The organism is Amycolatopsis sp. CB00013 (assembly GCF_001905755.1).
Classification (GTDB): domain Bacteria; phylum Actinomycetota; class Actinomycetes; order Mycobacteriales; family Pseudonocardiaceae; genus Amycolatopsis; species Amycolatopsis japonica.
Genome location: NZ_LIWC01000007.1, coordinates 381,580 through 398,739 on the forward strand (window position 1 = coordinate 381,580; position 17,160 = coordinate 398,739).

The 17,160-nt window shown below is 72.3% G+C and carries 1 protein-coding gene; it reads left to right on the forward strand.

All coding sequences use genetic code 11. From position 1 onward, the window contains the following. The first annotated feature begins 1 nt into the window (after nt 1). The gene (locus AMK34_RS38565) at nt 2-17,158 is read left to right on the forward strand and encodes a type I polyketide synthase (protein WP_073848701.1); all 17,157 of its coding nucleotides are present in this window, start codon (nt 2-4) and stop codon (nt 17,156-17,158) included. Nucleotides 17,159-17,160: the final 2 nt, after the last annotated feature.

The window sequence follows — 17,160 nt, forward strand, 5'->3', positions numbered from 1 at the left end:
GATGTCCACATCCGAGAACAAGGTCGTCGAGGCCCTGCGGGCGGCGCTGAAGGAAGCCGACCGCCTGCGCGGGGAGAACCGGCGCCTGACCGGCGAGCCCATCGCGATCATCGGCATGGCCTGCCGTTACCCGGGCGGGGTCCGCTCGCCGGAGGAACTGTGGGACCTGGTCGCCGGGGAACGCACCGGCCTCACCGGATTCCCGGCCGACCGCGGCTGGGACCTCGACGGGCTCTACGACCCCGAGCAGGGCAAACCGGGCAAGAGCTACGTCCGGGAAGGCGGTTTCCTGCACGACGCCGCCCGGTTCGACCCGGCGTTCTTCGGGATCTCGCCGCGCGAGGCGCTGGCGATGGACCCGCAGCAGCGGTTGCTCCTGGAGATCTCCTGGGAAGCGATCGAACGCGCGGGGATCGCCCCGGATTCCCTGCGGGGCAGCCGGACCGGCGTGTTCGCGGGCGTCATCCACAACGAGTACTCGGCCATCGCGGGCACGCCGCCCGCGGATCTCGAGCCGTATCTCGGCAACGGGAGTTTCGCGAGCATCGCCTCCGGGCGCGTTTCCTACACCTTCGGGCTCGAAGGCCCGGCGGTCACGGTCGACACGGCGTGTTCGTCGTCGCTGGTGGCGCTGCATCTGGCGGCACAGGCGTTGCGACAGGGTGAATGTTCGCTCGCGCTGGCGGGCGGGGTGACCGTGATGGCCAACCCGGCGGCGTTCGTGGACTTCAGCCGTCAGCGCGGGCTCGCGGCGGACGGGCGGATCAAGGCGTTCGCCGAAGCCGCCGACGGCACCGCCTGGGGCGAAGGCGCGGGCATGCTGCTCGTCGAGCGGCTCTCCGACGCCCGGCGCAACGGGCACCGCGTCCTCGCCGTCGTCCGCGGATCCGCGGTGAACCAGGACGGCGCCTCGAACGGGCTCACCGCGCCCAACGGTCTTTCCCAGCAACGGGTCATCCGGCAGGCGCTGGCGAACGCGCGGCTCGCACCGTCCGATGTGGACGCCATGGAGGCGCACGGCACGGGGACCCGGCTCGGCGACCCGATCGAGGCCCAGGCTTTGCTGGCCACCTACGGCCAGGACCGGAACACCCCGCTCTGGCTCGGTTCGGTGAAGTCGAACATCGGGCACAGCCAGGCCGCGGCCGGGGTCGCGTCGATCATCAAACTCGTCGAGGCGATGCGGCACGGTGTGCTGCCGAAGACCCTGCATGTCGACACGCCGACGTCCCATGTGGACTGGTCCGAGGGCGCGGTCTCGTTGCTGACCGAAGCCGAGCCGTGGCCGAAGACGGATCGCCCCCGGCGCGCCGCGGTGTCCTCGTTCGGGATCAGCGGGACCAACGCGCACGTCGTCCTCGAACAGCCCGCCGCGGAAGAAGAACCGCCCTCCACGCTCGCGGGGCCGGTGCCGTTCGTGCTGTCCGGCAAGACCGAAGCCGCCCTGCGCGAGCAGCTGGCACGCGTGCGGGAACTCGCGCGGGATTCGGAGGTCACGGCGGCGGACCTGGCGTTCTCGCTGGCCACCACGCGGACCGCGCTGGAACACCGGGCCGCCGTCGTCGGCACGCTGGACGACTTGCTCACCGCTACTTTGCTGGAAGGGCGGGCGACGGACGGCGGGACGGCGTTCCTGTTCACGGGCCAGGGCAGCCAGCGGCTCGGGATGGGTCATGAGCTGGCTGAGCGCTTCCCGGTGTTCGCCGAGGCCTTCGACGACGTCTCCTCGCGATTCGAGCGACCGATCGCGGAGCTGTCCGCCGAGGAAATGAACCAGACGGCGAACACGCAGTGCGCGTTGTTCGCGTACGAGGTGGCGCTCTTCCGTTTGGTGGAGAGCTGGGGCATCCGGCCGGACTTCCTGGCGGGGCATTCCGTCGGGGAGATCGCGGCGGCCCACGTCGCGGGTGTGCTGTCGCTGGACGACGCGGTGACGTTGGTGTCGGCTCGTGGTCGTCTGATGCAGGCGTTGCCGAGCGGCGGCGCGATGGTGGCTCTTCAGGCGACTGAGGCCGAAGTGACTCCGTTGCTGACGGAGCGGGTGTCGCTGGCCGCGATCAACGGTCCGGAGTCGGTGGTCGTCTCGGGTGACGAAGACGCTGTCGCCGCCGTGGTTTCCCAGTTCGAGGGACGCAAGAGCAAGCGCCTCACGGTGAGTCACGCGTTCCACTCCCCGTTGATGGAGCCGATGCTCGACGACTTCCGCGCGGTGGTGGAGGGGCTGACCTTCGCCGAGCCGCGGATCCCGATCGTGTCCGGCGGCTTGGCCGAAGTGTCCACTTCGGACTATTGGGTACGGCACGTCCGTGACGCGGTGCGGTTCCACGAGTCGATCGAATTCCTGAAGGCCGAGGGCGTCACGCGGTTCCTGGAGATCGGGCCCGACGCCGTCCTGACCGCCATGGCCAAGGAAAGCGCCGAGGACGCGGCCGTCCTCCCGGCTTCGCGACGGGATCGCCCCGAGGTGACGACCCTGCTGACGGCGGTCGCCGGACTGCACGTCCATGGGGCCGAGGTCGACTGGGCGCCCCTGTTCGCCGGTGCCCGGCGCGTCGATCTGCCCACGTATCCGTTCCAGTACGAGCACTTCTGGCTCGAATCCGGTGCCGCTCCCCGCGACGTCTCCGCCGCCGGGCTGGACGCGTCGCCGCACGCCCTGCTCGCCGCCGCCGTCCGGCCGGCGGGTGAGGACGAGATCCTCCTGACGGGCAGGATCTCGCTGAGCACGCTGCCGTGGCTGGCCGACCACGTCGTCGGCGGAAACGTCCTTCTGCCCGGCACCGCGTTCGCGGAACTCGCGCTCGCGGCCGCCGACGAGGCCGGTTGCGAAGCCGTCGAGGAACTGAATCTGGAAGCGCCGCTGGTGCTGCCCGAGAAGGGCGGCGTCCAGCTGCAGGTCGCCGTCGGCGCTGCGGACGAACAGGGCAGGCGCTCGGTCACCGTGCACGCCCGGCCGGAGGACGACGACGTCTGGGTGCGGCACGCTTCCGGCGTCCTCGGTGCTGCATTGTCCACACAGGACGAGATGACCGAATGGCCGCCCACGGGCGCGGAGCCGGTCGACCTCGAAGACTTCTACCCGAACCTGAGGGCCGAAGGGCTCGGCTACGGTCCTGCCTTCCAGGGTGTCCGTGCCGTCTGGACCCGCGACGGCGACGTGTTCGCCGAGGTCGAGGTGGACGACACCCCTGGCACCTTCGGTATCCATCCCGCGTTGTTCGACTCCGCGTTGCACGCCATCGGCGTCGGCGAGTCGCGGGGACTGGAGATCCCCTTCGCCTGGTCGGATCTCCGCCTGCACGCCGACGGCGCGACGGTGCTCCGGGTCCGTCTCAGCCCGGCGGGTGACGGCGCCGTCTCCGTTTTCGCGACCGATCCCGCCGGAGCTCCGGTGCTGTCGGTCGGCTCGCTCAGCCTGCGGGCTCCGGCCGCCGCGGCCGCCTCGCTTCCCCGCGACTCGCTGTTCCGCGTCACCTGGACGCCGGTGACGGTGCCCGCGGGAGCAGAAGCACCGACTGTGGAGTCCTTTGTGGACTTCGCCGACGTCCGGCACGCGACCGCGCACGCCTGGGAGATCGCCGTGGAGCCGGGCGAGGATCCCGTGGTGTTCCTGACCAGCGGCGCGTTCACCGATCCGGCGCAGGCCGCGGTCTGGGGGCTGGTGCGTTCGGCGCGGGAGGAGTACCCCGGCCGGTTCGTGCTCGTAGACGCCGACGACCCCACCACGCTCACGGACGGCCTGCTGGCCGGGATCGTGGCCTCCGGCGAGACCGAAGCCGTCGTGCGCGAGGGCGAGGTCCGTGTCCCGAGGCTCACCCCGGTGCGCGGTGGTGAAACCGGACCGGGCTGGGATCCGGACGGAACGGTCCTGATCACCGGCGGCACCGGCGCGCTCGCCGCCGAACTCGCCCGTCACCTCGTCACGCGACGCGGTGTGCGGAGCCTGATCCTCGCCGGCCGCCGCGGTCCCGCCGTGGAAGGCGCGAACGAGCTGGCCGCCGAACTGGCGGACCTCGGCGCCCAGGCTCGGATCGTCGCCTGCGACGTCGCGGACCGCGACCAGCTGACGGCGTTACTCGACGGCGTTCCGCTGACCGCGGTCGTCCATGCCGCGGGTGTGCTCGACGACGGCCTGCTCGCCGATCTGACCCCGGACCGGTTCGAAACCGTGTTCAGGTCCAAAGTGGATGGCGCACTCCTGCTGGACGAACTGGCCGGCGACGCCCACCTCGTGTTCTTCTCCTCCGCGGCCGGTGTGCTCGGCAGCGCGGGACAGGCCAACTACGCCGCCGCCAACGCCGCCCTCGACGCGGTCGCCGCGCGCCGCCGTGAACGCGGACTGCCCGCGACCTCGCTCGCGTGGGGGCTCTGGGAGACCGGCGACGGGATGGCAGGCGCGCTCGCCGGGACCGATCGCGCGCGGATGGCCGGTTCCGGCCTGCTTCCGCTCCCGGCCGCCGACGCCTTGACCCTCTTCGACTTCGCCGTGGGCGCGGAGGAAGCGCTGTTCGTGCCGATGCGGCTCGACGTGCCCGCCCTGCGCACGAGTGTCACGGACGTCCCGCTCCTGCGGGCCTTCGCCGGGAAATCCCGGCGAACCGCGTCGGCCGCCCCCGCCGCGAGGGAACTGCGTGACCGGCTGGCGTCGCTGCCCGCCGAGGAACGGGACCGGGAACTGCTCGCGCTGGTGCGCGGCCAGGTCGCCGACGTGCTCGGCCATCGGGACGCCGGAGCCGTCGAACCGGCCCGCCCGTTCCGGGAACTGGGTTTCGACTCGCTGACCGCGGTGGAACTGCGCAACGGCCTCAACGCCGTTTCCGGGCTCCGGCTTCCGGCGACCGCGGTGTTCGACCACCCCACCCCGAAGGCGCTCGCGGAGTTGCTCGCCGCCGAACTGTTCGGCGCCGCGCCCGACGTCCCGGTCCGGCGGCCCACGACCGCGACCGCGGCCGACGAGCCGATCGCCATCATCGGCATGGCGTGCCGTTACCCCGGCGGGGTCGCCTCACCGGAGGACCTCTGGCGGCTGGTCGCGGAGGGCCGCGACGGCATCTCGCTCTTCCCGGCCGACCGCGGCTGGGACGTGGACGGACTCTACGACCCGGACCCCGGCAAGGCGGGGAAGAGTTACGTGCGCGAGGGCGGATTCCTCCACGAGGCTGGCGATTTCGACGCCGGTTTCTTCGGGATCTCGCCGCGTGAAGCACTGGGCATGGACCCACAGCAGCGGCTGCTGTTGGAGGTCTCGTGGGAGGCCTTCGAGCGGGCCGGGATCGACCCCGGAACGCTGCGGGGCAGCGACACCGGCGTCTTCGCCGGGCAGATGTACCACGACTACCTCACCGGTGCCACGGTCGTTCCCGACGACGTCGAGGGTTACCTCGGCACCGGCAACTCCGGAAGTGTGCTGTCCGGGCGGGTTTCCTACACCTTCGGCCTCGAAGGCCCGGCCGTCACCGTCGACACCGCATGTTCGTCGTCGCTGGTGGCCCTGCATCTGGCAGCTCAGGCGTTGCGGCGCGGCGAATGCTCGCTCGCGCTGGCCGGCGGGGTGACCGTGATGGCCACCCCGGAGACGTTCGTCGACTTCAGCCGTCAGCGAGGCTTGGCGCCGGACGGCCGCTCGAAGTCCTTTTCGGACGGTGCGGACGGCACGTCCTGGTCCGAAGGTGTCGGCATGCTGCTCGTGGAGCGGCTCTCGGACGCCGAGCGCAACGGGCACCGGATCCTGGCCGTCGTCCGGGGTTCCGCGGTGAACCAGGACGGCGCGTCCAACGGACTGACCGCGCCGAACGGTCCTTCGCAACAGCGGGTGATTCGGCGGGCCTTGGCCGACGCGCGTCTGGAACCGTCCGAAGTGGACGCCGTCGAGGCGCACGGGACCGGGACCACGCTGGGCGATCCGATCGAGGCGCAGGCGTTGCTGGCGACCTACGGCCAGGGCCGGGAGGACGCCGCGCTGTGGCTCGGGTCGATCAAGTCGAACATCGGGCACAGCCAGGCCGCCGCCGGGGTGGCGGGCGTGATCAAGATGGTCGAGGCGATGCGCCACGGGGTGCTGCCGAAGACGTTGCACGTCACCGAACCGTCGTCTCATGTGGACTGGACGGCGGGTGCGGTCTCGCTGCTGACCGAGGCGCGGCCCTGGCCGGACGCCGGACGGCCCCGGCGCGCGGCGGTGTCGTCGTTCGGGATCAGCGGGACCAACGCGCATATCGTCCTGGAGCAGGGGCCCGCTCCGGTGGAGGCCGCCGAAGCCGGTGAGGGACCGGCGCCGTTCGTCCTGTCCGCCGGGAGTGAAGCGGCCCTGCACGACCAAGCGTCGCGGTTGAGGGACTTCCTCGCCGAGACGCCCGCTGCCTTGTCCGACGTCGCGTTCTCGCTGGCGACCACCCGCGCGGCACTGGAGCACCGGGCGGCCGTCGTGGCCGCAGACCGCGAAACCCTGCTGGCCGGACTGGAAAACCTCGCCGTCACCGGTCGCGCGACCGAGGGCCGGACGGCTTTCCTGTTCACCGGTCAGGGCAGTCAGCGGGTCGGGATGGGGCTTGAGCTGGCTGAGCGTTTCCCGGTGTTCGCCGAGGCTTATGGCGAGGTGTGTTCCCGGTTCGAGCAGCCGCTCAGGGACTTGTCGTCGGATGAGCTGAACCAGACCGCCAATACGCAGTGCGCGTTGTTCGCTCTTGAGGTGGCGCTGTTCCGGTTGGTGGAGAGCTGGGGTGTCCGGCCGGACTTCCTCGCCGGGCACTCGGTCGGCGAGATCGCGGCCGCCCACGTCGCGAGCGTGCTTTCCCTCGATGATGCCGCCAAGCTGGTGTCGGCGCGCGGCCGGTTGATGCAGGCCTTGCCTACCGGCGGCGCGATGGTGGCGTTGCAGGCGACCGAAGCCGAGGTGACACCGCTGCTCACCGAGCGGGTTTCGTTGGCGGCGATCAACGGTCTGGAGTCGGTGGTGGTCTCGGGTGACGAGGACGCCGTCGCCGCGGTGGTCTCCCATTTCGAGGGCCGCAAGAGCAAGCGACTCACCGTCAGCCATGCGTTCCACTCGCCGCTGATGGAGCCGATGCTCGACGAGTTCCGCGCGGTCACAGACAGCCTGACGTTCGCGACGCCGCGGATTCCGATCGTGTCGGGTGGCTTGGCCAATGTGTCCACTTCGGACTATTGGGTCCGTCATGTCCGTGACGCGGTGCGGTTCCACGATTCGGTCAAGTTCCTGGAAGCCGAGGGTGTCACGCGGTTCCTGGAGATCGGGCCGGACGGCGTCCTGACCGCGATGGCCAAGGAAAGCGCCGAGGACGCGGTCGTCGTCCCGGCCCTGCGGCGCGACCGTCCGGAGGTGGAGACGCTGCTGACGGCGGTCGCGGGCCTGCACGCCCACGGCGTGGACGTCGATCTGGCGGCCCTGCTCGGCGGCGGGAAGCTCGTCGACCTGCCCACGTACGCCTTCCAGCACCGCCGTTTCTGGCTCTCCTCGGCAGGCGGCGCGGCGGGCGATGTCACCGCCGCCGGGCTCGGCACCACCGATCACCCGCTGCTCGGCGCGGCCGCGGCCCTGCCGGGCGACGGTGGGTTCCTGCTCACCGGCCGGTTGTCCGGGCACGCCCAGCCGTGGCTGGCCGAACACCGGGTCGGCGGCGTGGTTCTGCTGCCGGGCACCGCGTTCGTCGAGATCGCCCTGCGCGCGGGAGACGAGGCCGGCTGCGGCCACCTCGAAGACCTGACCCTCGAAGCGCCGCTCGTCCTGCCCGAACGCGGTGCGACCCAGCTGTCCGTGCTGGTCGGCACGGCCGACGACACCGGTCGCCGGACCGTCGAGATCCACTCGCGCCAGGAAGGCGAAGACGAGTGGCAGCCGCACGCCACCGGTCTGCTTTCGGCCGCCGGAGCCGTCGAACCGGCCGGGTTGACGACTTGGCCGCCGCAGAACGCCGAAGCCGTCCAGGTGGGTGACGTCTACGAGCGCCTCGCCGCCACCGGTCTCGAGTACGGCCCCGCGTTCCGTGGCCTCCGGGCGGCGTGGCGAGCGGGTGAAGACCTGTTCGCGGAGGTCGAACTCCCGGAGGAACAGCACGCCGACGCCGCTCGGTTCGGTGTCCATCCGGCGCTGCTCGACGCCGCGCTCCACACCCTCGGCGTCGCGGGCGGCGACGACGGCACGCGGCTTCCGTTCGCCTGGTCCGGCGTACGCCTGCACGCCGCGGGCGCGACCCGGCTCCGTGTCCGGCTGCGGCCGTCCGGTCCCGACGGGTTCGAGGTCCTGGTCGCCGATGGCACCGGCCGCCCGGTCGTCTCAGCCGAAGAGTTGACGCTGCGCGAGATCTCGGGCGACGCCTTGGCGCGCAAGGGACACGACTCGCTCTACCGGGTCGGCTGGCGTCCGGTCCCGCTCCCGGAGACCGGCGAAGCCCTGCCCGCGGAGTCCGTTTTCTCCGTGCCGCGCGGCGGCGACACGGCCGAGCGTGTCCACGAGACGACGGCCGCCGTCCTCGGAATCGTCCAGCGGTGGCTCGAAGACGAGCCGGACGGTCCGCTCGTCGTCCACACCCGGGGCGCGGTCGCCGCGGGCGACGGCGAAGCGGTGACCGACCTCGCGCACGCCGCGGTCTGGGGACTGGTGCGTGCCGCACAGTCGGAGAACCCCGGGCGGTTCGTGCTGGTCGACGCCGAGACCTTGCCCGACGGCCGGATCCTGGCCGTCGACGAGCCGCAACTCGCTCTACGCGACGGCCGGGCTCTCGCACCGCGGCTGGCCACCACCGCCTCGTCCACGGAACTGACCCCGCCTGAGGGCGCCTGGCGGCTGGACACCACCGGCCGCGGCACCCTGGAGAACCTCGCCCTGGTGCCGTCGCCCGAAGCGGTCGCGCCACTGGCGGAGGGCGAGGTGCGGATCGCGGTGCGGGCCGCCGGCCTCAACTTCCGCGACGTCCTGATCGCGCTGGGCATGTACCCGGGCGCGGCCACGCTCGGCAGTGAAGGCGCGGGCGTGATCACCGAGATCGGGCCCGGTGTCACCGGACTCGACGTCGGCGACCGCGTGTTCGGCCTGATGTCGAACGGCTTCGGGCCCCAGGTCGTCACCGACCACCGGACGCTGGCGAAGATGCCGGACGACTGGTCGTTCGCCACGGCGGCCTCGGTCCCGATCGTGTTCCTCACCGCCTACTACGGCCTGTTCGACCTCGCGCGGCTCCAAGCGGGAGAGTCGATCCTGGTGCACGCGGCGGCGGGCGGCGTCGGCATGGCCGCGACCCAGCTGGCCCGTCACGCCGGGGCCGAGGTGTTCGGCACCGCCGGTCCGGGCAAGTGGGACACCTTGCGCGCCAACGGTTTCGACGACACCCACCTCTCGTCCTCCCGTGACCTCGGCTTCGAGGAGAAGTTCCGCGCCGCCACCGCCGGACGCGGGGTCGACGTCGTCCTGAACTCGCTGGCCGGCGACTACGTCGACGCATCCCTGCGGCTGCTGGCCCCGGGCGGGCGGTTCGCCGAGATGGGTAAGACCGACATCCGCGAACCGGGGGAGACCGGGGTGGAGTACCACCCCTTCGACGTGATCGACGCCGGACCCGAACGCATCCACGAGATGCTCGCCGCGCTGCTGGAGCTGTTCGCGGCCGGGGCCCTGACGCCGTTGCCGGTCACCGCCTGGGACGTCCGGCGCGGCCCCGACGCGTTCCGTTTCCTCAGCCAGGCCAAGCATGTCGGCAAGAACGTGCTGACCATGCCCGTCGCACTCGATCCGGACGGCACCGTGCTCGTCACCGGGGGAACGGGCGCCCTCGGCGCGCTCTTCGCCCGGCATCTGGTGCGCGAACGCGGCGTCCGGCGGCTGCTGTTGACCAGCAGGCGCGGGCATGACGCCCCGGGCGTACCCGAGCTGGTCGCCGAACTCACCGAAGCGGGCGCGTCGGTGACGGTCGAGGCGTGCGACGCGGCGGATCGCGACGCGCTCGCCGCCGTCCTCGCCGGGATCCCGGCCGCGCATCCGTTGACCGGCGTGGTGCACACGGCGGGTGTCCTCGACGACGGTCTCGTCGGCTCGCTGACCCCGGAGCGGCTGGCGAAGGTGCTGCGGCCGAAGGTCGACGCGGCGCTGAACCTGCACGAACTGACCACTGGCGCGGATCTCGCCGAGTTCGTCGTCTTCTCCTCGGCGGCCGGAGTCTTCGGCAACGCCGGACAGGCGAACTACGCCGCCGCGAACGGTTTCCTGGACGCGCTCAGCGTCCGGCGCGCTGTGCACGGGCTGCCCGCGCGATCGCTGGCGTGGGGTCTGTGGGCCGAAACGGGCGGCATGGGCGGGACGCTCGGCGAGGCCGAACTGGCCAGGATGGCCCAGAGCGGTAGCGCCGCACTGTCCACACAGGATGGTCTGGAGCTCTTCGACGCCGCTGGTGCGCTGGCGGAACCGGTGCTGGTGCCGATGCGCTTGGACGTCACCGCGATGGGCGCGGACGGCCTTCCGCCGTTGCTGCGCGGACTCGCCCGCGGCCCGGTACGCCGCGCCGCGTCCGCCGGGACCACCGGTGACGCGGACTCGTTGCGGGACCGGCTCCTCGCGGTGCCCGTCGCCGACCGGGAGACCCTGCTGGTCGACCTCGTGCGCACCCATTCCGCGACCGTGCTCGGGCACACCGCGGCGGACGCGGTCGAGGCCACGCGGTCCTTCCAGGAGATCGGGTTCGACTCCCTGACCGCCGTCGAACTGCGCAACCGGCTCACCGCCGCCACCGGGCTGCGGCTGCCGGCGACGCTGATCTTCGACTATCCGACCCCGGAAGCACTCGCCACCCACATCGGCGAGGGCGTCCTGGGTGCGCAGGGCGGGCCCGAGACCGGACAGGCGGCGGTGACGGCCGACGAACCGATCGCGATCGTCGCGATGAGCTGCCGCTTCCCCGGCCACGCCGACACCCCCGAACGGCTCTGGGCGCTGCTGGCCGACGGCCGGGACGCGCTGGGTGAGTTCCCCGCCGACCGCGGCTGGGACCTGGAGCGGCTGTTCGACACCGACCCGGACCGCCGGGGCACCTCCTACACCCGCCAAGGCGCTTTCCTGGAAACCGCCGGGGAGTTCGACGCGGGTTTCTTCGGGATCTCGCCGCGCGAGGCGCTGGCGATGGATCCGCAGCAGCGGTTGCTGCTGGAGACGTCGTGGGAGGCGTTCGAACGTGCCGGGATCGATCCGGCCACGTTGCGCGGCAGCCGCACCGGCGTGTTCGCCGGGGTGATGGACAACGAATACGTGTCCGGTTCGGCGGAGGTCCCCGACGGGGTCGAGGGCTACCTGGCCACCGGCACCTCGGCGAGCGTCGCCTCGGGCCGCGTTTCGTACACCTTCGGGCTCGAAGGTCCCGCGGTCACCGTCGACACGGCGTGTTCGTCGTCGCTGGTCGCGCTGCATCTGGCGGCGCAGGCGCTGCGGCAGGGCGAATGCTCGCTCGCGCTGGCAGGCGGGGTGACCGTGATGGCCACGCCGGGCACGTTCGTCGAGTTCAGCCGTCAGCGTGGGTTGGCCGCCGACGGTCGCTGCAAGGCGTTCGCCGACGGCGCCGATGGAACGGGCTGGGGTGAAGGCGCCGGAATGCTGCTCGTGGAACGGCTTTCCGACGCTCGCCGCAACGGGCATCCGGTGCTCGCGGTGCTGCGGGGCAGCGCGGTCAACCAGGACGGCGCGTCGAACGGCCTCACCGCGCCGAATGGCCCTTCGCAGCAGCGGGTGATCCGGCAGGCACTCGCGAACGCGCGACTCGAACCGTCCGAAGTGGACGCCGTCGAAGCGCACGGAACCGGGACCACGCTGGGCGACCCGATCGAGGCGCAGGCGCTGCTGGCGACCTACGGCCAGGACCGGGAACGGCCGTTGCTCCTCGGTTCGGTCAAGTCGAACATCGGGCACACGCAAGCGGCGGCGGGTGTCGCTGGAGTGATCAAGATGGTGCTCGCGATGCGGCACGGGACGCTGCCGCGCACACTGCACGTCGACACGCCGACATCGCGGGTCGACTGGGCGGCGGGCCGGGTCGAGCTCGCGACCGAGCCGACCCCGTGGCCGGAGACCGGCGGCCCGCGCCGAGCGGCGGTGTCGTCGTTCGGGATGAGCGGTACCAACGCGCACGTCGTCCTCGAACAGGCCGAAGCGGCCGAGACACGGGACGAACCGGCATCGGGGCTGCTCGGTGACGTCGTCGCCTGGCCGCTGTCGGCCAAGGAGCCCGAGGCCGTGGCCGCGCAGGCGGCACGGCTGAAGTCCTTCCTGACCGGCGAACGCCCGGTGGACGTGGCGTATTCGCTGGCGACCGCGCGGACCACCTTGGAGCATCGGGCCGTCGTCGTCGGCGAAGACCCGATCGCCGGGTTGGCCGCACTGGCCGCGGGTGAGCCGTCGGGTTCGGTGGTGACCGGAATCGCGACCAGCGGGAAACCGGTGTTCGTCTTCCCCGGTCAGGGGTCGCAGTGGGCCGGGATGGCGGCCGAGCTACTGGCGTCCACACCCGTGTTCGCCGAGTCGATGGCCGAGTGCGAAGCGGCCCTCCTGTCCTATGTGGACTGGAAACTGACCGAGGTGCTCTCGGACGCGACCGCGCTGGAGCGGGTCGACGTCGTGCAGCCCGCCTTGTTCGCGGTGATGGTGTCGCTGGCCAGGCTATGGCGTGCCACTGGCATCGAGCCGTCCGCCGTCGTCGGGCACTCGCAGGGCGAGATCGCGGCGGCGTGTGTCGCCGGCGCGCTGTCGCTCGACGACGCGGCGCGGGTGGTCTGCCTGCGAAGCAAGGCGATCACGGCGCTTTCGGGCCGGGGCGGCATGGTCTCCGTCGCCGCTCCCGAAGACCGGGTCCGCGAGCTGCTGCCCGAGGGTGTGTCGCTCGCCGCGGTGAACGGTCCCGCGTCCGTGGTGGTGTCGGGTGACGTCGCCGGTCTGGACGCGCTGATGGCCGCTTGCGAGGAGAACGGACTGCGTGCCAAGCGAATCCCGGTGGACTACGCGTCGCATTCGGCGCACGTCGATGCCATCGAACAGGACGTCCTGACCGCGCTCGACGGGATCGAGCCGCGTGTTCCGGAGATCCCGTTCTACTCGACGGTGGCTGGCGAGCCGCTCGATCCGGTGGTGGACGCGGCGTACTGGTTCCGGAACCTGCGCGGGACCGTCCACTTCGGACAGGCCGTCCGGCGGCTGCTCGACGACGGGTTCCGGTTCTTCGTCGAGGCGAGCCCGCATCCGGTCCTGGTCACCGGGATCGCCGACACCGCCGAGGACGCGGGAGAACGCGCCGTCGCGGTCGGCAGCCTGCGCCGGGACGAGGGAGGGCCGCTCCGGTTCCTCACCTCGCTGGCCGAAGCCCATGTCCACGGCCTCAGCCCGGATTGGGCGGCGCTGGCCCCCGGATCCCGCGTCGACCTGCCGACCTACGCCTTCCAGCACGAGCACTACTGGCTGCGGACGCGGTCTTCCGCCGACCCCGGACAGGCCGGTCTGGACGACGGCGGGCATCCGCTGCTCGGGGCCGTCGTCCCGCTGGCCGGCAGCGACGGCCTGGTGGCCACCGGCCGGATCTCGGCGCGGAACCAGACCTGGCTGCCCGATCACGCCGTCGGAGGCGCGCTGCTGCTGCCCGGCGCGGCGCTCGTGGATCTGGCGCTCACGGTCGGGGAGCGCACCGGCTGCGGCCGGATCGCCGAACTGACCATCGAGGCGCCGCTCGTCCTCGGGGAGTCCGGGAGCGCGCGGCTGCAGGTGACCGTCGGAGCGTCCGCTGACGACGGCACCCGCGAGGTCGCCGTGTACTCCCGGGACGAAACCGGTGGTACGGACTGGATTCGGCACGCGACCGGCCTGCTCGCCGCGGACGGGGAGACGTCCGTGGCGGACCTGACCCAGTGGCCGCCCGCGGGAGCCGAACCGATCTCCCTCGACGGCCATTACGAAGGCCTCGCGGAACTGGGTTACGGCTACGGTCCGGCGTTCCGCGGGCTGCGTGCCGCGTGGCGCCGGGGCGACGACGTGTTCGCCGAGATCGCCCTCCCGGAGGACCGGATCGCCGAGGCCGCCGCGTTCGGCCTGCACCCCGCGCTCCTCGACGCCGCCTTGCACGCACTGGGCTTCGGGCTGCTCCCCGACGATGGGCAACTGCGGCTTCCGTTCGCGTGGAACGAGGTCTCGCTGTCGGCCGTCGGCGCGCCGAGCCTGCGCGTCCGGCTTTCCCCCGCCGGGGAGGACGCGGTGACGGTGGACCTCGCCGACACCGCCGGGGCGCCGGTCGCCTCGATCGGCTCCGTGGTGTTCCGGCCGGTGGCCGAGGCGCAGCTCGCCGGTGCCCGGCGGGATCCGGCGGATTCGCTGTTCCAGGTCCAATGGACGGATCTGTCCACAAAGGACGTCCTCGCGCCGTCGATCGTCGTGCTCGGTGAAGACTGCGCAGACCTGGCGGAGCTCGCGGCGGATCTCGACGCGGGCCGGCCGGAACCCGATGTGGTCGTCACGACCTGCGCACCCGTCACCGGCGACCTCGCCGAGGGCGCGCACGTCGCCGCGAGGGAAGCGCTGGCGCTCGTCCAAAACTGGCTGGCGGACGACCGGTTCTCCGGCGCCAGGCTGGTGTTCCGGACTTCGGGCGCGGTCTCGGTGACCGCGGACGAACCGATGTCCGACCCGGCCACCGCGACGGTCTGGGGTCTCGTGCGCACGGCGCAGGCGGAGAACCCCGGCCGGTTCGGTCTTCTCGACACCGACGGCTCCGAGACTGGGTTGGCTGAGGCGCTCGCGCTCGACGAGCCCCAGCTCGCGGTGCGGGCCGGAACGGTGCTCGGCGCCCGGCTGGTCAAAGCGTCCGCCGACACCGCGCTCGTCCCGCCCCCAGGCAGCCGCGCGTGGACCGTCGACACCCTCGGCGGCGGCACCCTGGAGAACCTGGTGTTGCGGGACCGGCCCGACCTCCTGGCTCCGCTCGCCGAGGGGCAGGTCCGTATCGCCGTGCAGTCGGCCGGGCTCAACTTCCGGGACGTCGTGGTGGCCCTCGGGCTCGTCCCGGGGCAGGAAGGCATCGGCGGGGAAGGCGCGGGCGTGGTCACCGAGACCGGCCCCGGCGTCACCGATCTGGCGCCGGGCGACCGCGTGCTGGGCATGTTCGACGCGTCGTTCGGCCCGGTCGCCGTCGCCGACCGGAAGCTGATCGCGCCCGTCCCGGACGACTGGTCGTTCACCGAGGCCGCGTCGGCGCCCGTCGCGTTCCTCACCGCGTATGTCGGCCTGGCCGACCTCGGTGAGCTGCGGCCGGGACAGACCGTGCTGATCCACGCCGCCGCCGGTGGCGTGGGGATGGCCGCGGTCCAGCTGGCCCGGCACTTCGGCGCCGAGATCTACGTGACCGCGAGCCCCGCGAAATGGGACACGCTGCGGGCGATGGGCTTCGACGACGACCACATCGCTTCCAGCCGGACCCTCGATTTCGAGGACAAGATCCGCGAAGCCACCGGCGGCCGAGGGGTCGACCTGGTGCTGGACTCGCTGGCAAGGGAGTTCGTCGACGCGTCGCTGCGCCTGGTGCGCGAAGGTGGCCGGTTCGTCGAGATGGGCAAGACCGACATCCGTGACGCGGACGAGGTCGCGGCCGCGCATCCCGGCGTCACCTACCGCGCGTTCGACCTGATCGACTCCGGGCACGACCGGATCCAGGAGATCCTCGGCGAACTCCTGGCGCTGGCGGACAAGGACGTGGTGCGGCCGCTGCCGACCACCGCGTGGGACGTCCGGCGCGCCCCCGAGGCGTTCCGGTTCCTCAGCCAGGCCAAGCACACGGGCAAGATCGTGCTGGAACCGCCCGCCGTCCTCGACCCCGAGGGCACGGTGCTGATCACCGGTGGCACCGGCGTGCTGGGCGGTCTGTTCGCCCGGCATCTGGTGGCCACGCGCGGCGTCCGGCGGCTGCTGCTCACGAGCAGGCGCGGGCTCGACGCCGAGGGCGCGCGGGAACTGGTCGCGGACCTGACCGGGCTCGGGGCCACGGTGACCGTCGTGGCCTGCGACGTCGCCGATCGCGCCGCCGTCGCCGGACTGCTCGGCTCGGTACCGCCGGAGCATCCGCTGACCGCCGTGGTGCACACCGCCGGTGTGCTCGACGACGGGCTGATCCCGGCGCTGACCCCGGACCGGCTCGGCACCGTCTTCCGTCCGAAGGTCGACGCCGCGGTCCACCTGCACGAACTGACCCGCGACCTCGGACTGGCCGCGTTCGTGCTGTTCTCCTCGTCCGCGGCGACGTTCGGTGCCGCCGGACAGGGGAACTACGCGGCGGCCAACGCCTTCCTCGACGCACTGGCCCAGCACCGCCGGGCCGACGGCCTCGCCGGGCAGGCACTGGCGTGGGGCTTCTGGGCCGAGCGAAGCGCGATGACCGGCCACCTCGACGAGGCGGACGTGGCCAGGATGAAGCGATCCGGGGTCAGCCCACTGTCCTCTGTGGACGGTCTCGCGCTGTTCGACGCGGCGGGGGAACGGGACGTCGCGGCGCTGGTGCCCGTGCATCTGGACACCGCCGCGCTCCGAGGCCAGACCGAAGTGCCCGCCCTGCTGCGGGTTCTCGCGGGCGCTCCGGCCAAACGGGTCGCGGGAGCGGCCGCCACGAGCGGGCCGTCGCTCGCCCAGCGGCTGGCTGCATTGCCCGCCGCGGACCGGGAGCCGTTCCTGCTGGATCTGGTGCGCTCGCACGCCGCGGCCGCGCTCGGCCACGCGTCGGTCGCCAAGGTCGGCCCGGAGCTGGCCTTCCGCGACCTCGGCTTCGACTCGCTGACCGCGGTCGAGCTGCGCAACCGGCTCGGCGCGGCGACCGGGCTGCGGCTGCCGTCCACGCTGGTCTTCGATCAGCCGAGCCCGGCCGCGCTGGCCCGGCATCTGCTGGTGGAACTGGGCGAACCGGCGGGCGCAGAGCCCGAGGTGGCGGTGCTGGCCGACCTCGACCGGCTGGAGACCGCGCTGGCCGCGGCGGTCACCGACGACGAGACCGCGGACCGGATCACCGACCGGCTGCGCGCGGTACTCGCCCGGTGGACCGAGACCCGAGGCCCGGCCGCGGACGAGGGTGACGGCGACCTGGCCGACGCCAGCGCCGACGAGCTGTTCGACATCTTGCACAAGGAATTCGGAAGGTCGTGACC